15 protein-coding genes and 1 tRNA gene are annotated in these 17,935 nt (G+C 71.1%); 11 read left to right on the top strand and 5 right to left on the bottom strand.

The genetic code is table 11. From position 1 onward, the window contains the following. Positions 1 to 3: 3 nt before the first annotated feature. The 5 genes from ACFVFH_RS09175 to ACFVFH_RS09195 all read right to left on the bottom strand — a co-directional run bounded on the left by ACFVFH_RS09175 (position 4) and on the right by ACFVFH_RS09195 (position 4,507). Positions 4 to 861: an ABC transporter ATP-binding protein gene (locus ACFVFH_RS09175; protein WP_383765323.1), complete on the bottom strand. Its 858-nt coding sequence runs from the start codon at positions 859 to 861 to the stop codon at positions 4 to 6. Beyond that, positions 851 to 1,960, bottom strand: coding sequence for a FecCD family ABC transporter permease (locus ACFVFH_RS09180; RefSeq protein ID WP_383765325.1), 1,110 nt, complete (start codon positions 1,958 to 1,960; stop codon positions 851 to 853). Before ACFVFH_RS09180 ends, ACFVFH_RS09175 begins: the two co-directional genes overlap by 11 nt. Beyond that, the gene (locus ACFVFH_RS09185) at positions 1,957 to 2,985 is read right to left on the bottom strand and encodes an ABC transporter substrate-binding protein (protein ID WP_383765327.1); all 1,029 of its coding nucleotides are present in this window, start codon (positions 2,983 to 2,985) and stop codon (positions 1,957 to 1,959) included. The genes ACFVFH_RS09180 and ACFVFH_RS09185 overlap by 4 nt, the downstream gene beginning before the upstream one ends. 148 nt (positions 2,986 to 3,133) lie before the next feature. Next, the gene (locus tag ACFVFH_RS09190) at positions 3,134 to 4,174 is read right to left on the bottom strand and encodes a helix-turn-helix domain-containing protein (protein WP_383765328.1); all 1,041 of its coding nucleotides are present in this window, start codon (positions 4,172 to 4,174) and stop codon (positions 3,134 to 3,136) included. Between the two features lie 261 nt (positions 4,175 to 4,435). Continuing rightward, positions 4,436 to 4,507 (bottom strand) — tRNA-Arg (locus ACFVFH_RS09195). Between the two features lie 239 nt (positions 4,508 to 4,746). Here ACFVFH_RS09195 and ACFVFH_RS09200 point away from each other — a divergent pair. The 11 genes from ACFVFH_RS09200 (at position 4,747) to prmC (ending at position 17,878) form a co-directional block, all read left to right on the top strand. Continuing rightward, the gene (locus ACFVFH_RS09200) at positions 4,747 to 5,160 is read left to right on the top strand and encodes a response regulator (RefSeq protein ID WP_383765330.1); all 414 of its coding nucleotides are present in this window, start codon (positions 4,747 to 4,749) and stop codon (positions 5,158 to 5,160) included. Between the two features lie 55 nt (positions 5,161 to 5,215). After that, positions 5,216 to 6,214: an ArgS-related anticodon-binding protein NrtL gene (gene nrtL, locus ACFVFH_RS09205; RefSeq protein ID WP_383765332.1), complete on the top strand. Its 999-nt coding sequence runs from the start codon at positions 5,216 to 5,218 to the stop codon at positions 6,212 to 6,214. 26 nt (positions 6,215 to 6,240) lie between these two features. Further along, positions 6,241 to 7,632, top strand: coding sequence for a diaminopimelate decarboxylase (lysA, locus tag ACFVFH_RS09210; protein WP_383765333.1), 1,392 nt, complete (start codon positions 6,241 to 6,243; stop codon positions 7,630 to 7,632). Positions 7,633 to 7,727: 95 nt separating this feature from the next. Continuing rightward, positions 7,728 to 9,020 carry a homoserine dehydrogenase gene (locus ACFVFH_RS09215; protein WP_383765335.1) on the top strand — a complete coding sequence of 431 codons (1,293 nt, stop codon included), beginning with the start codon at positions 7,728 to 7,730 and terminating at the stop codon, positions 9,018 to 9,020. 6 nt (positions 9,021 to 9,026) lie between these two features. Further along, positions 9,027 to 10,097 (top strand): threonine synthase, encoded by a 1,071-nt coding sequence (gene thrC / locus ACFVFH_RS09220; RefSeq protein WP_383765339.1) that lies wholly within the window; start codon positions 9,027 to 9,029, stop codon positions 10,095 to 10,097. Positions 10,098 to 10,601: 504 nt separating this feature from the next. Further along, a complete protein-coding gene (thrB, locus tag ACFVFH_RS09225; protein WP_383765341.1) occupies positions 10,602 to 11,519 on the top strand; it encodes a homoserine kinase in 918 nt (305 codons plus the stop codon). Between the two features lie 385 nt (positions 11,520 to 11,904). Then, entirely contained in the window at positions 11,905 to 13,917 is a 2,013-nt protein-coding gene (gene rho, locus ACFVFH_RS09230) for a transcription termination factor Rho (protein ID WP_383765342.1), read from the top strand. Positions 13,918 to 14,287: 370 nt separating this feature from the next. Then, a complete protein-coding gene (locus ACFVFH_RS09235) occupies positions 14,288 to 15,391 on the top strand; it encodes an LCP family protein (RefSeq protein ID WP_383765344.1) in 1,104 nt (367 codons plus the stop codon). A gap of 142 nt (positions 15,392 to 15,533) precedes the next feature. Further along, positions 15,534 to 15,758: a 50S ribosomal protein L31 gene (gene rpmE, locus ACFVFH_RS09240; protein WP_189542185.1), complete on the top strand. Its 225-nt coding sequence runs from the start codon at positions 15,534 to 15,536 to the stop codon at positions 15,756 to 15,758. A gap of 156 nt (positions 15,759 to 15,914) precedes the next feature. After that, entirely contained in the window at positions 15,915 to 16,991 is a 1,077-nt protein-coding gene (gene prfA / locus ACFVFH_RS09245; RefSeq protein WP_383765346.1) for a peptide chain release factor 1, read from the top strand. A 41-nt stretch (positions 16,992 to 17,032) separates the two neighbouring features. Further along, on the top strand, positions 17,033 to 17,878 hold the full coding sequence (gene prmC, locus ACFVFH_RS09250; RefSeq protein WP_383765348.1) for a peptide chain release factor N(5)-glutamine methyltransferase: 846 nt from the start codon (positions 17,033 to 17,035) through the stop codon (positions 17,876 to 17,878). The last annotated feature ends 57 nt before the right edge of the window (positions 17,879 to 17,935 follow it).

Consider the following 17,935-nt stretch of genomic DNA (forward strand, 5'->3'; position numbering starts at 1 on the left):
GGTTCAGTTCCTCCGGGACGGCCGGTCGAACGCCTCCAGGCAGCGGTTGTGCTCGTCGAGGTAGGCGATGGCGAGCCGCCCCGTCACCGGGTTCCGGTAGGTCTCGCACTCGACCTCGTACACCTCGTGGATGAGGTCTCGTGTGAGCACCTCCTCCGGCGGCCCGTGGGTCACCACGGCGCCTTCCTTGAGCACGTACAACTCGTCGCAGTAGCTCGCCGCCATCGGCAGGTCGTGCAGCGCGGCGAGCACGCCGATGCCGAGCTCCTTGACGATCGAGAAGATCTCCAGCTGGTGCTTGATGTCCAGGTGGTTGGTGGGTTCGTCGAGTATGAGGAAGGCCGGTTCCTGGGCGAGGGCCCGCGCGAGGACCACCCGCTGGCGCTCGCCGCCGGACAGGGTGCGGAAGCTCCGCCCCGCGTACTCGGCCATGTGCACCCGGCGCAGCGCCCGCCGGACGATCTCCCGGTCCCGTTCGCCGGTCGTCTCCAGCAGCCGCTTGTGCGGGGTGCGGCCCATCGCGACCATCTCCGCCACCGTGAAGTCGAAGTTCAGGTCGTTGAACTGGGCGACCACCGCGAGCCGGGTGAAGACCGCGCCGGGGCGGCTCGCGAGGAGGTCCAGGCCGCCGAGGACCGCGGTCCCGGAGTCGGGGGCCACGACCTTGTAGATGCTCTTGAGGAACGTGGACTTGCCGCACCCGTTCGGCCCGACCACACCGACGAACCGGCCGTCGGCCACCTTCAGGCTCAGGTCGCGTACGACCCGGGCGCCGCCGAGCGTGACGGAGATGTGCTCCGCGCGCAGTCCGCGACGGGCCGCGTCCTCGTCGTGCGCCCGCGCGGCAGGGTTACTTGTCACCGAACCCGTACTCCTTACGGATCAGCATGTGCAGGAAGAGAGGGGCGCCGAGAACGGACGTCACGATGCCGATCGGCAGCTCGGCGTTCGGGACCGCGACCCGCGCGGCCACGTCCGCCCAGATGAGGAAGAGCGCTCCGGACAGCACGGCGACGGGGAGCAGCCCGCGGTGGTCCGGTCCGACCACGCTGCGGACCACATGCGGGACGATCAGGCCGACGAAGCCGATGATTCCGCAGGTGGCGACCAGCATTCCGGTGACCACGGCGGCCAGGACCAGATGGATCCGCCGGTGCAGCCCGGGGTCGATGCCCAGGGTGACCGCGGCCTCGTCGCCCATGAGCAACGCGTTCAGGACCCGGCTCCGGAAGAGGAAGAAGGCCGTGGCGAGCAGCACCACGGTGCTCACGGCGGGCAGTGTGGCCCATTCCGCGGAGGCGAGGCTGCCCATGCTCCAGAACGTGACCGAGCGGACCCCCTCGGCGCTGTCGGCGAAGTACACCAGCGCGCTGGAGGCGGCGCCGCACAGGGCGTTGACCGCGGTACCGGCGAGGATCAGCTTGACCGGCGAGGTACGCGACCCCGCGCTGCCCACCCCCAGGACCAGGGCGGCGGCGGCCAGTGCCCCGACGAACGCCCAGAACGGCACGCCGAGCCCGGTGACGGCCCCCACGGCCCCGGCCGCCCCGAACCCGGTCAGGATCGCGAACGCGGCGCCGAGGGAGGCCCCGGAGGAGATGCCGAGCACGAAGGGATCGGCGAGGGGGTTCTGGAGGGTGGCCTGCATGACGGTGCCGCACAGCGCGAGCCCGGCGCCGACGACCGCGGCCAGCAGGACCCGGGGGAGCCGGATGCTCCAGATCACGTCCACGAACATGGGGTTACCGGAACCGCCGTCCCCGGTCAGCCGGTCGAACAGCACGCGCGCGGACTCCCGTACCGGGACGTCGACCTGGCCGATCGAGACCGACACGACGACCGAGGCGGCCAGCACGAGCAGAAGGACGGCCACCAGGAGGGACGGCGCCACCCGCCGCGCTCCGCGGCCCGCCCGCGCCGGACTCTCCGTCCGCTCCGGCGCGATCATGTCCTGGCTCATGAGGCCGGGAAGAGGTCGGGGTGGACGAACGCCGCGACGTCCTCGCAGAGCTCCGCGAGCGCCAGGGAGCCCCGGATGGAGGTCGTGTAGTCGGCGATCATCACGGCGCCGTCCTTGATCGCGGTGACGTTCTTCAGGCGCGGGTCGTGCAGCAGACGGTCACGCGATTTCTCGCCGTCCGACTTCTGGAACTCGGTCACGATGATCTTGTCCGGGTCGGCCGCGACGATCGATTCCATCGAGAGCTGCGCGTAACTGTCGTCGGTCAGCTCCATGTACGTCCCGCCGGCGTTCTTCACCATCTCGTCCACCAGGCCCAGGGAAGGCGCGTAGTAGTCGTACGTGTCGCGCCCGCCGCTGGCGACCAGGAGGACCTCGGGGGAGTCGGTGGCCTTCTTCGCGCGCCGTCCGATCGCCGCGATCCGGCCCTTCTGCTTCCGGGTGTAGGCCTCGGTCCGTTCCGTCTTGCCGAAGACCTCGCCCACGTGCCGGACGTCCTCGTAGTAGCTGTCCAGATCGCGGCCCTTCGTGTAGTTCACGGCCGGGAGGACGTCCACTCCCCGCTTGTTCCAGAACGGGATCTCGCCGATCTTGTCCGGCTTCAGCGCGAACGACATGGTGAGGACGAGATCGGGCCGCAGGGCGAGGACCGCCTCCCTGGACGGGAGCTGGTCGGAGATCTTCGGCAGTTCGGCGATCCGGTCCGCGTACTTCGAGTACGAGTTGTCGAGGTAGCCGACCCCCACGATCCGGTCGTCCAGCCCGAATTCGATCATCAGCTCGGCCAGGGCCTGTCCGATCACGACGACACGTTTCGGCTCGGCCCCGATGGTCTGCTCCAGCTTCTTGCCGGAGTCGTCCATGACGTCCACGGTGACCGGGTAATGGCCCCGCCCGGCCGCTTCGTCGCCGCCGCGCACGGCGGCGGGCTGCGCGGTGTTCGCGCAGCCGACGAGCAGCAGGGCCGAAACGGCGGCGAGAGCCGCGCGGATGCGTATCGGGGCAGGGAGCGGGGAGGCGTTCACGATGTCCTTTCGGGGCGGGCGTGGCATCGGCCACCCGGCCATCCTCGGAAGGAACCCGGCGGAACCAGTACGGAACGCGGGACCGGGAAATGTGGAGCGGGCGCCCCCGGAGAGGACGCCCGCCCGGAACACTCCGCCGCACCGCGGATCAGGAAGCGGCCTCCCGGACACCGGCCGCGGCCCGCCCCGCGCGGTACTGCCGGGGCGTCCGCCCGTAGTGCTTCTTGAACGCGTGGCAGAAGTTGCTGGGGCTGGAGTAGCCGCTCCTGAGCGCGACGGCGGCGATGCTGAGATCGGTCTCGACGAGCAGCAGCGAGGCCCGGCGCAGGCAGGCGTTGCGATGGTGGTGGAAGACCGTGTCGCCGTAGAGCTGCTTGAACCCTTCGTTCAGCCGCTTGGGAGACATGCCCAGCGCTCGGGCGAGCGACTCCCCGGTGTGCTGCTCGTGGAGGTTCTCCATCAGCAGTTCGGGAACCTTCCGGATCCGCTCGATCTCGTACTCCGCCATGGGCGGCCCGACCGGGCCGCGCGGGGACTCGGTGCCCGCGACGATCCGGGCGAGGATCTCCATGACCTTCGACTCCAGATACAGCGCGCGGAACCGGGCCGGCAGCGCACAGGTGAACAAGTCGGCGAAGGCGGCCGCGAGTTCCGGCGGAGCCTGCCGGCCGAGGTAGTGCGCGTCGCGCAGTTCGGCCGGCATCGCCTCGACCCGCTCCTCCCAGACCGCCGCCCCCAGACTCCCGAAGAAGGCGCCGGTCGCCTCCCGGCGGGCCGCGATCGACACACCCCGGTAGCGCTGCCCGGCCGGGCGGACGAGACGCCCCGCAGAGGCCCGGGAGTGCGAGATCGACAGCTCGTTCGCCCCGAAGACCGTCGCTCCGGTCGCCCGCTCCTCCAGGTGCATCAGCCCGTCGACGCAGTACTCCAGCTCGAAGTAGTCCCCGGCGAGATCGAAATCGAGGATCAGCTCGTCATGGAACGTCAGGTCGTACAACGTGAGCGTGACCCCGTGCAGCAGCTCGTGGACGGTGACGCTCCCGACCCCGGTCCCCGGCCGCAGATCGTAGACCCGGGCCCCCTCCACGCCACCGTCGCGGCAGATCCCGATCGCCGCGTAGAACTCCCGGTACTGCCGCGCGAGATCCGCGTACCCGTGCGCGGACGAGAGAGAGAAGCGCCTGGTCACACCGCCTCCAGAGAAGTGGACATCAACCCCCGTATCCCCACTTAGGGTACCCTAAGTACTTCTGTGGGAGCCGGGCCGGAGGGCGGATCGAGGGCCGCGTCGAGGGGGCGGGACCGGAGCCGGAGCGCACCGGTCACACCCGTCCGCGGAGGGCGGAGGGCGGGGCCATGGGTCCCGGTGATGCGCGACGGCGCATGAAGAAAGGCCCTTCGATCTGGCGTGAAGCCTGATCGAAGGGCCTTTCGGGCACCTTGTGCAAGGTGCCCTCGGCAGGATTCGAACCTGCGCACACGGCTCCGGAGGCCGATGCTCTATCCCCTGAGCTACGAGGGCGTATCGCCGTGTTGCTCGGCGACGGGTGAAACACTACCAGCTTCCGCGGGGTGCCCGTGAACAGGTATTTCCGGGTCGGCGGAGCCGCGGCGCGGGGCAGGTCGCAGGGGGCGTGCGGTGCGTTCCGGATGCTTCCGGCCACCCCTCGCGCCACCCGTCCGGGGGCGGAAGTGGGTAAAACCCGGACGCAGCCACGGAGCCGGCCCTACTCTCGAAGGGTGTCAGGGGCGTGTGGCCGCGTGCTTGTTGTCGACGACAACAAGGTCATCCGGCAGTTGATCAGGGTCAATCTCGAGCTTGAGGGCTTCGAGGTCGTGACCGCGGCCGATGGTGTCGAGTGTCTTGATCTGGTGCATGGGGTCCGCCCCGATGTGATCACGCTCGATGTCGTCATGCCCGGACTGGACGGTGTGCAGACCGCCGCCAGACTGCGCTCCGATCCACGGACCAGACATCTGCCCGTGGCGATCATCAGCGCCTGCACTCCGTACGAGGTGGACAGCGGGGCCGCCGCCGGGGTCGACGCGTTCCTCGCGAAGCCCTTCGAGCCGACCGAGCTGGTACGGCTCGTGCGGCAGCTGATGGAGCGGGGGAGGCCGCCGTCCCTCGACGGCAGGCGGGGCGCCGGGGCCGCGGAGCGCGCCGCGGGGTGACCGCATGGCGAAACGGGGTCGCGGGGTGCCCCCCTTCCTCCCATACGCTTGTCCTGTGACCCCCGCCGATCTCTCCAGGACCGTGCTGCACGCCGTGCGCCGCGCGGTCGACGAGGACGCCCTGCGCGCGCCCGTGCCCGCGCGCGTGCGGGTGGAGCGGACCAGGCCCGGCGGGCGCGGGGAGTACGCCTGCGCCGTCGCCCTCCAGCTGGCCGGGCCCGCGGCGCTGCCGGCCAGGGACGTGGCCGCGATCCTCCGGGAGCGGGTCCTGACGGCGCCGGGGATCGACGACGTCGAGATCACCGGGCCCGGATTCCTGAACTTCACCCTGCGCCCCGGTGCGCACGGCCTCGGCACCCTGGTCCGGACCGTCGCCGCGCACGGCACCGCGTACGGGCACGGGGACGCCCTCGCCGGCGCGCCCGTCTCCTTCGTACCCGCCAAGGAGCTCCGCGCCCGGATCGTCACCGAGACCGTCGAGCGGCTGCTCCGGTCCCAGGGGGCCCGGACCGGGGAGCGCGCCGCGGACGGGGAGCCGCTGCACGTGGTGCCCGTGCCGCCCGCCGACCGCGACCTCTTCGACCGGCTCGGGACCGACGCCGCGCGCTGGGCGCTGCTGCGGGCCGCCCCGCACGACCGGCCCCGCGACACGGGGGACGGCGCGCTTCTCGTACAGCGGGAGAGCAACCCGCTGTTCCGGGTGCGGTACGCACACGCCCGGATCCGCGCCCTGGGGCGCAACGCCCGGCAGCTCGGGTTCGGCGCCTCGTACGAGGAGAGCGTGGACGCGCCCGCGCTCGCCGCGCTGCTCGCCGACCACCCCGGGGTGCTCGCCGCCGCCGCCCGGCACCGTGAGCCCGACCGGGTCGCCCGGCAGCTGGAGGCCCTCGCCCAGGCCTTCTTCGACTTCCACGACTGCGCTTCACCGCTCCCCGTCGGTGACGAGAAACCCTCGGCCGCCCACCGATCCCGGCTCGCTCTCGCCGAAGCCGCCGGGACGGTGCTGGCAGGCGGCCTGTCCCTGCTCGGCATCAGCGCACCCGAAGTCCTCTGAGAGATCCGAGAGAGCAGAGCAACACGATGAGCCGATCCGCACACCCCGCCGGGCCCCGTCACGCCGACGTCATGACGGAGGGGCACTACACCGCCCCGCCCGCCGACCTCAACGCCCTGGACGAGAAGGTCTGGGCCCGCACCGTCACCCGCGACGAGGACGGCGCCGTCACCGTCGGCGGAATCGAAGTGACGCGGCTGGCCGAGGAGTTCGGCACCCCCGCCTACTTCCTCGACGAGAGCGACTTCCGGGCCCGCTGCCGCGCCTGGGCCGACGCCTTCGGACCGGACGCCGACGTCTTCTACGCGGGCAAGGCCTTCCTGTCGCGCGCCGTCGTGCGCTGGCTCCGGGAGGAGGGGCTCAACCTGGACGTCTGCTCCGGCGGCGAGCTGACCACCGCGCTGGACGCCGGGATGCCCGCCGAGCGCATCGCCTTCCACGGCAACAACAAGACCGTCGCCGAGATCGAGCGCGCCGTCGAGGCCGGGGTCGGCCGCATCGTGCTCGACTCCTTCCAGGAGATCGCCCGGGTCGCGCACATCGCGCAGCGCCTCGGCACCCGGCAGCGCGTACAGATCCGGGTGACCGTCGGCGTCGAGGCGCACACCCACGAGTTCATCGCCACCGCGCACGAGGACCAGAAGTTCGGGATCGCGCTGGCCGGGGGACAGGCCGCCGAGGCGGTGCGCCGCGCGCTCACCCTCGACGGCCTGGAGCTCACCGGCATCCACTCGCACATCGGCTCGCAGATCTTCGACATGGCCGGCTTCGAGGTGTCCGCCCGGCGCGTGGTGCAGCTGCTCGCCGAGGTGCGCGACGAGCACGGGGTGGAGCTGCCCGAGATCGACCTGGGCGGCGGGCTCGGCATCGCGTACACCTCCGAGGACGACCCGCGCGAGCCGCACGAGATCGCCAAGGCGCTCGGCGACATCGTGACCCGCGAGTGCGAGGCGGCCGGGCTCGCCACCCCGCGGATCTCCGTCGAGCCGGGGCGCGCCATCGTCGGCCCGACCGCCTTCACGCTGTACGAGGTCGGCACCATCAAGCCCCTGGAGGGGCTGCGCACCTACGTCAGCGTCGACGGCGGCATGTCGGACAACATCCGCACCGCGCTGTACGACGCCGAGTACACCGTCGCGCTCGTCTCGCGCACCTCCGACGCCGAGCCGATGCTCGTCCGGGTCGTCGGCAAGCACTGCGAGAGCGGCGACATCGTGGTCAAGGACGCGTTCCTGCCCTCCGACCTCGCCCCCGGCGACCTGATCGCCGTGCCCGCCACCGGCGCGTACTGCCGCTCCATGGCGAGCAACTACAACCACGCACTGCGCCCGCCGGTCGTCGCCGTGCGGGACGGCCGGGCGCGTGTCATCGTCAGGCGCGAGACGGAGGAAGATCTCCTGCGTCTCGATGTCGGCTGATGAAATACATATCTCAGGATCCGGACGAGTGGCAGAATCCCCCGTCCGGTGAGTGAGACTGGTCCACACATCAGATGTAAAGGAAACGAGGTCGGATGATGCGTACGCGTCCGCTGAAGGTGGCGCTGCTGGGCTGTGGAGTGGTCGGCTCAGAGGTGGCGCGCATCATGACGACGCACGCCGACGACCTCGCCGCGCGCATCGGCGCGCCGGTCGAGCTCGCCGGTGTCGCCGTGCGCCGGCCCTCCAAGGTGCGGGAGGGCATCGACCCCGCCCTGATCACCACCGATGCGACGGCCCTGGTCAAACGGGGCGACATCGACGTCGTCATCGAGGTCATCGGGGGCATCGAGCCCGCCCGCACGCTCATCACCACCGCCTTCGAGCACGGCGCGAGCGTCGTCTCCGCCAACAAGGCGCTGCTCGCCGAGGACGGCGCCGCTCTGCACGCCGCCGCCGAGCAGCACGGCAGGGACCTCTACTACGAGGCCGCCGTGGCCGGCGCCATCCCGCTCGTACGCCCGCTGCGCGAGTCCCTCGCCGGTGACAAGGTCAACCGGGTCCTCGGCATCGTGAACGGCACGACCAACTTCATCCTCGACAAGATGGACACCAGCGGAGCCGGGTACTCCGAGGCGCTCGACGAGGCCACCGCCCTCGGCTACGCCGAGGCCGACCCGACCGCCGACGTGGAGGGCTTCGACGCCGCGGCCAAGGCCGCCATCCTCGCCGGTATCGCCTTCCACACCCGGGTGCGGATCGGTGACGTGCACCGCGAGGGCATCACCGAGGTCACCGCCGCGGACATCGCGTCCGCCCGTCGCATGGGCTGCACCGTCAAGCTCCTCGCCATCTGCGAGCGCGCCGCCGACGGGCGGTCGGTCACCGCCCGGGTGCACCCGGCGATGATCCCGCTGAGCCACCCGCTGGCCTCCGTCCGCGAGGCGTACAACGCGGTCTTCGTGGAGGCCGAGGCGGCCGGACAGCTCATGTTCTACGGCCCCGGCGCCGGTGGCTCGCCGACCGCGTCCGCGGTCCTCGGCGACCTGGTCGCGGTCTGCCGCAACAAGCTCAACGAGGCCACCGGTCCCGGTGAGTCCGCGTACACGCGTCTGCCGGTCAGCCCCATGGGCGACGTGGTCACGCGGTACCACATCAGTCTCGACGTGGCCGACAAGCCTGGCGTGCTCGCCCAGGTCGCGACGGTCTTCGCCGAGAAGGGCGTATCGATCGATACGGTCCGCCAGCAGGGCAAGGACGGCGAGGCGTCCCTCGTCGTCGTCACCCACCGCGCGTCCGACGCCGCCCTCTCGGCGACCGTCGAGGCGCTGCGCAAGCTCGACACCGTGCGCGGTGTCGCCAGCATCATGCGTGTTGAAGGGGAGTAAGGACCCATGACCAGCAAGGGCACCCACCAGTGGCGCGGCATCATCGAGGAGTACCGGGACCGCCTTCCGGTCACGAGCACGACGCAGGTCGTCACGCTTCGTGAGGGCGGTACGCCGCTCGTCCCCGCTCAGGTCCTCTCCGAGCGCACGGGCTGCGAGGTGCACCTCAAGGTCGAGGGCGCCAACCCGACCGGTTCCTTCAAGGACCGCGGCATGACGATGGCCATCACCCGGGCCAAGGAGGAGGGTGCGAAGGCGGTCATCTGCGCCTCCACCGGCAACACCTCCGCCTCCGCCGCCGCGTACGCGGTGCGGGCCGGGATGGTCTGTGCCGTCCTCGTGCCGCAGGGCAAGATCGCGCTCGGCAAGATGGGCCAGGCGCTGGTGCACGGCGCCAAGATCCTCCAGGTCGACGGCAACTTCGACGACTGCCTGACGCTGGCCCGCTCGCTCTCGGACAACTACCCGGTGGCGCTGGTCAATTCGGTCAACCCGGTCCGTATCGAGGGCCAGAAGACCGCCGCGTTCGAGATCGTCGACGCGCTCGGCGACGCCCCGGACATCCATGTCCTCCCGGTCGGCAACGCGGGCAACATCACCGCGTACTGGAAGGGGTACACGGAGTACGCGGGGGACGGCGTGTCCACGCACACCCCGCGCATGTGGGGCTTCCAGGCCTCCGGCTCCGCGCCCATCGTGCGCGGGGAGATCGTCAAGGACCCGTCGACCATCGCCACCGCGATCCGGATCGGCAACCCGGCCTCCTGGCAGTACGCGCTGAACGCCCGGGACGAATCGGGCGGTTTCATCGATGAGGTGACGGACCGGCAGATCCTCTCGGCCTACCGGCTGTTGGCCTCCCAGGAGGGTGTCTTCGTCGAGCCCGCCTCGGCCGCCTCCGTCGCGGGCCTGCTGAAGGCCGCCGAGGAGGGCAAGGTCGACCCCGGCCAGAAGATCGTCTGCACGGTCACCGGCAACGGCCTCAAGGACCCCGACTGGGCCGTCGCGGGCGCCCCGCAGCCGGTCACGGTCCCGGTCGACGCGCCCACCGCCGCGCAGAAGCTGGGCCTGGTCTAGGGCGTACGGCGAAAGTCCCGTCCGCCCGATCTTCGGACGGACGGCGCCACTTTCGCCGCACGCCCCGGGGCCCTTGTCCGGACGGTGCCGGGTCGGGCCGGATCCGGTCCCGGGGCACGTGCGCCCGGCATGATCCGGATGACGGGTCCCGCGGCCCGTCGGCGGACCGGGAAGGCCCGGAGCCGGGCCGGCCACGGGTCCTGCCCGGTCCGCCGGCCCGTGCGCCGGACCAGGGAAGAACCCGGCTCAACCGCCCCATTCCGGGGCGAGAGCGCATCGGCGGCGTGCGACACGCATCGTGCGCCTCCCGTGCGCCCTATGTCGCCACAGAACCTTCCTTCGATAAGCTGTACCCAACCCGCCCCGCCGCATCTTGCGCGGTGCATGGGCCGTTGTGGCCGTCGGGTTCCCCGGAATTCCACTCCCCGTCACCACGACCTCCCGCCACCACGGAGAAACCGCTTCACCACCCCCCGCTGCCACACAAGGAGAGTCGTCCAACCGATGGCCGGTCCCGCCTTCCGAGCCGCCGCCGTCCGGGTGCGCGTCCCTGCGACCAGCGCCAACCTGGGCCCGGGTTTCGACGCCTTCGGCCTGTCGCTGGGGCTGTACGACGACGTGGTCGTCCGCGTCGCCGACTCCGGACTGCACATCGACATCGCGGGTGAGGGCGCCGACACGCTGCCCCGCGACGAGAACCACCTCCTCGTACGTTCCCTGCGCACGGCCTTCGACCTGCTCGGCGGACAGCCCCGGGGTCTGGAGATCGTCTGCGCCAACCGCATCCCGCACGGACGCGGCCTGGGCTCCTCCTCCGCCGCCATCTGTGCCGGCATCGTCGCCGCCCGCGCCGTGACGACCGGCGGTGACGCCCGGCTCGACGAGGCGGCGCTGCTGGAGCTGGCCACCGAGATCGAGGGCCACCCCGACAATGTCGCGGCCTGTCTGCTCGGCGGCTTCACCCTGGCGTGGATGGACGGCGGATCCGCGCGCGCGATCAGGATGGATCCCGCCGAATCCATCGTTCCGGTGGTTTTCGTACCCGGCAAGCCGGTCCTCACCGAGACCGCGCGCGGACTGCTCCCGCGCTCGGTCCCGCATGTCGACGCGGCCTTCAACGCCGGCCGTGCCGCGCTCCTCGTCGAGGCCCTGACCAGGCATCCCGAGCTGCTGTTCACGGCCACCGAGGACCGGCTGCACCAGGAGTACCGCGGGCCGGCGATGCCCGAAAGCGTGGAACTCGTCAACCGACTGCGCGCGGACGGCGTCCCCGCGGTCATCTCCGGTGCCGGGCCGACCGTGCTCGCACTGGCCGAGGACGGTGCGGCCGACAAGGTCGCACAGCTGGCGGGCGCGGGCTGGGCGGCCAATCGCCTCGCCCTCGACGCCCCGGGCGCGAGTGTGCTGCCGCTCGCCCCGTAGCCGAGAAGTGATTGCCGGTGAGTGAGAGGGGGAATGTTTGTTGGAGCCGGTAGTGTTAACCTCAAGTCTGCAACCGACGTCTATGTGGCGCGTTGCTTCGTGTCCCTTTCCGGGACCACCAATTCTTCCGGGAGCCTCCCCAACTGCCTGAGCAGCCTGCCTGAGCAGTTTCGTGCACGCTCCGGAACCGGCACGACACCCCTCGCTCGTCCAGGAGTGGGCCGAGCAGGGGGATGCTCGCGCCGGGCCCTTGCACACCTTCATCTCTCCGCCGTACCCGGCGGACCACCGCCCCGGCACGGTCCGCAAGAAAAAGACCGCAGTCGGACAGCACAACCGGTCGCCGAGCCAGAAGGCCGACGTCCGCTCCAGGGAAGGACCCTTCGTGAGCGACACCACCGATCTGATGGGCGTGACTGCCGACAAGAGCGTCGACAGCGCCGCGCCCGCCGAAGGTGCTGCCACTGGCACCACCGCACGGCGCCGCCGCTCCGGCACCGGCCTTGACGGCATGGTCCTGGCCGAGCTGCAGCAGGTCGCGTCCGGCCTCGGCATCAAGGGCACTGCGCGGATGCGCAAGGGCCAGCTGATCGAGGTCATCAAGGAGGCGCAGGCGGGCGGCTCCGCCGCGCCCAAGGCCGCGGCGCCCGCCGCGACGGCCGAGACCAAGCCGAAGCGCCGCGCCACCTCCAAGGCCCGCACCGGGGACGAGGCCGCCGCCGCGCCCGCCGAGAAGGCCGCGGCCCAGCAGCAGATCGACATCCCCGGCCAGCCGGCCAGCGACGACCAGCCCGCGGGCGAGCGCCGTCGGCGCCGTGCGACCGCGCAGGCGGGCAGCCCGGAGACCAAGGCGGAGAGCAAGACCGCCGAGGCCAAGACGGACGCGCCGGCCGAGCCCAAGGGCGACGACCGGGCCGACGCCAAGGCCGAGGCCGCCGCCGACACGGCCGAGGGCCGCCGCGGCGACCGCCAGGACCGCGGCCAGCGCGGCGAGCGGGGCGACCGCCAGGAGCGCGGGGAGCGCCGCGACCGGCAGCGCGACCGCCGGGGCAAGGGCGACGAGCAGGGCGGTGGCCAGGGCCAGCAGGGCGGCCAGCGCCAGCAGCGCCAGGGCCAGGGACAGCAGGGCGGCCCGCAGGACGACGGGTACGACGACGAGGCGGGCGGCCGTCGCGGCCGTCGCGGCCGCTACCGCGACCGCCGTGGCCGCCGTGGCCGCGAGGACTTCGCCAACGAGGTCCCGGTCTCCGACGACGACGTCCTGATCCCCGTCGCGGGCATCCTGGACATCCTCGACAACTACGCGTTCATCCGGACCTCCGGCTACCTGCCGGGCCCGAACGACGTGTACGTCTCGCTCGCCCAGGTCCGCAAGAACGGCCTGCGCAAGGGTGACCACGTCACCGGCGCGGTGCGCCAGCCCAAGGACGGCGAGCGCCGGGAGAAGTTCAACGCCCTGGTCCGCCTCGACTCGGTGAACGGCATGGCGCCCGAAACCGGCCGCGGCCGCCCGGAGTTCCAGAAGCTGACCCCGCTCTACCCCCAGGACCGGCTCCGTCTGGAGACCGACTCCAACGTCCTGACGACGCGGATCATCGACCTGGTCGCCCCCATCGGCAAGGGCCAGCGTGGCCTGATCGTGGCCCCGCCGAAGACCGGCAAGACCATGATCCTCCAGGCGATCGCCAACGCGATCACGGTCAACAGCCCCGAGTGCCACCTGATGGTCGTCCTGGTCGACGAGCGTCCGGAAGAGGTCACCGACATGCAGCGGTCGGTGAAGGGCGAGGTCATCTCCTCGACCTTCGACCGTCCCGCCGAGGACCACACCACCGTCGCCGAACTGGCCATCGAGCGCGCCAAGCGTCTCGTCGAGCTGGGTCACGACGTGGTCGTCCTGCTGGACTCCATCACCCGCCTCGGCCGTGCGTACAACCTCGCGGCCCCGGCCTCCGGCCGCATCCTGTCCGGTGGTGTCGACTCGACCGCGCTGTACCCGCCGAAGCGCTTCTTCGGTGCCGCGCGCAACATCGAGGACGGCGGCTCGCTGACCATCCTGGCCACCGCGCTCGTCGAGACCGGCTCGCGCATGGACGAGGTGATCTTCGAGGAGTTCAAGGGCACCGGCAACATGGAGCTCAAGCTCGACCGGAAGCTCTCGGACAAGCGCATCTTCCCGGCGGTGGACGTCGACGCGTCCAGCACCCGCAAGGAGGAAATCCTCCTGGGCAGCGAGGAGTTGGCGATCGTCTGGAAGCTGCGCCGGGTGCTGCACGCGCTCGACCAGCAGCAGGCGATCGAGCTCCTCCTGGACCGGATGAAGAAGACCCAGTCCAACGCGGAGTTCCTGCTCCAGATCCAGAAGACGACGCCGGCCCCGGGCAACGGCAACGACTGACGTCGCGCCCGACCGGCCGGATCACAGGGCCGCCCCCGTCACTTCGGTGACGGGGGCGGCCCTGTTCCGTGCGCCGGGCGATGCGACGCGGACGGCCCGGCGCCGTGGCCGAACCGAGACCTTTGCCACATGCCGGACGTGCCGCCGATGGTGCGCGGATGCCTGCACCGGTCAAGAAACCGCAGGTGAGCGCCGGATCACCGGCTGTTCATCCGGGTGCGATGCCCCTTTCGTCCTCACACGGAAACAACAGGTGGCTGTGCAACCCTTCTTGGTACCACGGCGTCGTACGAAGTACCGACATGTCGACGTTCCAGTGCCCGAACACCGCTGGGGGCAGCCGGGGAAAGCCGATGACCGAAGGAGACCCATGACCGAGCAGAACGGGAGCGGCGGCCGAATACGCCCCACCGGCAAGCGCCGGAAGAAGCCCTCCCGTCGTCGCAGGGCGACGGTGATCGCGGCCTGGACCCTGGCCGGGGCCGTGGTCGTCGGCGGTGCCGGTCTGGGATACGCCTACGTCAAGCTCAACGGCAACCTCAAGGCCGTCGACATCAACGCCGCGCTCGGCAAGAACCGCCCCGACAACATCGACAACGGCTCCCAGGACATCCTCGTGCTCGGCTCGGACTCCCGCTCCGGCGCGAACTCCGAATACGGCACCGACGAGGGCGCGGCCCGCTCCGACACCGCGATGGTCCTGCACATCAACAAGGGCCACCGGACGGCCTCCGTCGTCTCCATCCCGCGCGACACCCTGGTCACCCGCCCCGAGTGCACCAGCGACACGACGGGCAAGCCGGTCGCGGCCGAGCAGCGCGCGATGTTCAACACGGCGTACGAGGTCGGCGGACCGGCCTGCGCGGTCAAGACCGTCGAGGCCATGTCGGGCATCCGCATGGACCACTACCTCGAAGTCGACTTCACCGGCTTCAAGAAGCTCATCGACGAGCTGGGCGGCGTGAAGATCACCACCACCCGGGCGATCGACGACCCCAAGAGCCATCTGAAGCTGGCCCCCGGCACCCACACCCTCGACGGAGAGCAGTCGCTGGGCCTCGTCCGCACCCGCAAGAGCGTCGGCGACGGCAGCGACCTCGGCCGCATCCAGCTCCAGCAGGCGTTCATCAAGGCACTGATGGAACAGGTCAGGAGCGTCGGGGTGTTCTCGAACCCGAAGACCCTGCTGGACCTCGCGGACACGGCCACCAAGGCCGTCACCACCGACTCCGACCTGGGTTCGGTCAAGGAGCTCACGTCCTTCGCCAACGGACTGCGGGGCCTCGGCTCGAAGAACGTCCACATGGTCACCCTGCCCGTGGAGTACGACCCCGCCGACCCCAACCGCGTCGTCCCGCTGGAACCCGCCGCCCGGCAGGTGTGGACCGCGCTCGAACAGGACAAGGCCATCCCCGCCTCCGCCACCGAGAATTCGGCGGGCGACAAGGGCGCCGCGGGCGGCGTCGTACGGTGACCGGGCGGGCCGGGAATAGGTGCGGCCCGCCCCCGGTTTTGGGAGATACGGCCGGTCCTGGCAGACTGGTACGTCGGCCCCGGTTCACGGACGCGCAATCCGCGCGTGCGACCCGGCGCCCTCCCGAACCTAGGAGAAACCCTTGAAGCGCGACATCCACCCCGAGTACGCCGAGACGCAGGTCAGCTGCACCTGTGGCGCGTCGTTCACGACCCGGAGCACCATCGACGGCGGCACCATCCGCGCCGACGTCTGCTCCGAGTGCCACCCGTTCTACACGGGCAAGCAGAAGATCCTCGACACCGGTGGCCGTGTGGCCCGCTTCGAGGCCCGCTTCGGCAAGGCTGCCGGCTCCGCCAGCAAGTAGCGAGCCACTGCGCCGGTTCCTGGCGCCCTCTTCCGGGGGCGTCGGGACCGGCGTTTTTTCCGGCCGGGGGTACGCGGCCCCGCTTCCGTACCCCCGCCGGGCCGGCATCACGCCGTCCAGCAGGCACGCCCGAGTGAAGAAATCAGGAGCCCGAAGATGTTCGAGGCGGTCGAGGAACTGATCGGCGAACAGACCGATCTGGAGAAGAAGCTCGCGGACCCGGCGGTCCACGCCGACCAGGCCAATGCGCGCAAGCTCAACAAGCGCTACGCCGAGCTGACCCCGATCGTCTCCACGTACCGCTCCTGGAAGCAGACCGGGGACGACATCGAGACGGCCCGCGAGTTCGCCGCCGACGACCCCGACTTCGCCGCCGAGGTCAAGGAGCTGGAGAAGCACCGCGAGGAGCTCACCGAGAAGCTCCGCCTGCTGCTCGTCCCGCGCGACCCCAGCGACGACAAGGACGTGCTCCTGGAGATCAAGGCGGGCGCGGGCGGCGACGAGTCCGCCCTGTTCGCCGGCGATCTGCTGCGGATGTACCTGCGCTACGCCGAGCGCGTCGGCTGGAAGACCGAGATCATCGACTCCACCGAGTCCGAGCTCGGCGGCTACAAGGACGTCCAGGTCGCCGTGAAGACCAAGGGCGGCAACGGCGCCACCGAGCCCGGCCAGGGCGTGTGGGCCCGGCTGAAGTACGAGGGCGGCGTGCACCGCGTGCAGCGGGTGCCGTCCACCGAGTCGCAGGGCCGCATCCACACCTCCGCCGCCGGCGTGCTCGTCACGCCCGAGGCGGAGGAGGTCGACGTCGAGATCCACGCCAACGACCTGCGCATCGACGTCTACCGCTCCTCCGGCCCCGGCGGCCAGTCCGTCAACACCACGGACTCGGCGGTCCGCATCACCCACCTGCCGACCGGTGTCGTCGCCTCCTGCCAGAACGAGAAGAGCCAGCTCCAGAACAAGGAACAGGCCATGCGTATCCTGCGTTCGCGGCTGCTCGCCGCCGCCCAGGAGGCCGCCGAGCAGGAAGCGTCGGACGTACGGCGCAGCCAGGTGCGCACCGTCGACCGTTCCGAGAAGATCCGTACCTACAACTTCCCGGAAAACCGCATCTCGGACCACCGCGTCGGCTTCAAGGCGTACAACTTGGACCAGGTGCTCGACGGCGACCTGGATTCCGTGATCCAGGCGTGCGTCGACGCCGACTCCGCCGCCAAGCTCGCCAACGCGTGAGCCACGCCCGCCCCCGCCCGTAAACCGTACGGAGAACCGCGATGAACCTGCTGCTCGCCGAGGTGGCCCAGGCCACCCAGCGGCTGGCCGACGCCGGTGTGCCCTCGCCGCGATTCGACGCGGAGGAACTCGCCGCGTTCGTGCACGGCGTCAAGCGGGGCGAGCTGCACCGGGTGCCGGACGCGGAGTTCGACGCCCGCTACTGGGAGGCCGTCGCCCGCCGCGAGGCCCGCGAACCGCTCCAGCACATCACCGGCCGCGCCTTCTTCCGCTACCTGGAGCTCCAGGTCGGACCCGGCGTCTTCGTCCCCCGCCCGGAGACCGAGTCGGTCGTCGGCTGGGCCATAGACGCGGTACGCGCGATGGACGTGGTCGAGCCGGTCGTCGTCGACCTGTGCAGCGGATCGGGCGCCATCGCCCTGGCCATGGCCCAGGAGGTGCCCCGCTCCCGGGTGCACGCCGTCGAGCTCTCCGACGACGCCATCGAGTGGACCCGGAAGAACGCCGACGGATCCCGGGTCACCGTCCACCAGGGAGACGCGCTGACCGCCCTCCCCGAGCTGGACGGGCAGGTCGACCTGGTCATCTCCAACCCCCCGTACATCCCGCTCACCGAGTGGGAGTACGTGGCGCCCGAGGCCCGCGACCACGACCCGGAGATGGCCCTCTTCTCCGGCGAGGACGGCCTCGACACCATCCGCGGCATCGAACGCACCGCACACCGCCTGCTGCGCCCCGGCGGCCTCGTCGTCATCGAGCACGCCGACACCCAGGGCGGCCAGGTGCCGTGGATCTTCACCGAGGAGCGCGGCTGGGCGGACGCGGCCGACCACCCCGACCTGAACAACCGGCCGCGGTTCGCCACGGCCCGCAAGGCCATGCCGTGACCGGCGGCCACCACCCGCACGACCCGTACCCGTCATACCCGTACATGCTTGAGGAGG

Source organism: Streptomyces sp. NPDC057697, assembly GCF_042799335.1.
Taxonomy (GTDB): domain Bacteria; phylum Actinomycetota; class Actinomycetes; order Streptomycetales; family Streptomycetaceae; genus Streptomyces.

Excerpts from the sequence above, each read along its gene's own strand:
- ACFVFH_RS09180 (WP_383765325.1), bottom strand. The coding sequence starts at position 1,960 with ATGAGCCAGGACATGATCGCGCCGGAGCGGACGGAGAGTCCGGCGCGG.
- lysA (WP_383765333.1), top strand. The coding sequence starts at position 6,241 with ATGAGCCGATCCGCACACCCCGCCGGGCCCCGTCACGCCGACGTCATG.
- ACFVFH_RS09215 (WP_383765335.1), top strand. The coding sequence starts at position 7,728 with ATGATGCGTACGCGTCCGCTGAAGGTGGCGCTGCTGGGCTGTGGAGTG.
- thrC (WP_383765339.1), top strand. The coding sequence starts at position 9,027 with ATGACCAGCAAGGGCACCCACCAGTGGCGCGGCATCATCGAGGAGTAC.
- thrB (WP_383765341.1), top strand. The coding sequence starts at position 10,602 with ATGGCCGGTCCCGCCTTCCGAGCCGCCGCCGTCCGGGTGCGCGTCCCT.
- ACFVFH_RS09235 (WP_383765344.1), top strand. The coding sequence starts at position 14,288 with ATGACCGAGCAGAACGGGAGCGGCGGCCGAATACGCCCCACCGGCAAG.
- prfA (WP_383765346.1), top strand. The coding sequence starts at position 15,915 with ATGTTCGAGGCGGTCGAGGAACTGATCGGCGAACAGACCGATCTGGAG.
- prmC (WP_383765348.1), top strand. The coding sequence starts at position 17,033 with ATGAACCTGCTGCTCGCCGAGGTGGCCCAGGCCACCCAGCGGCTGGCC.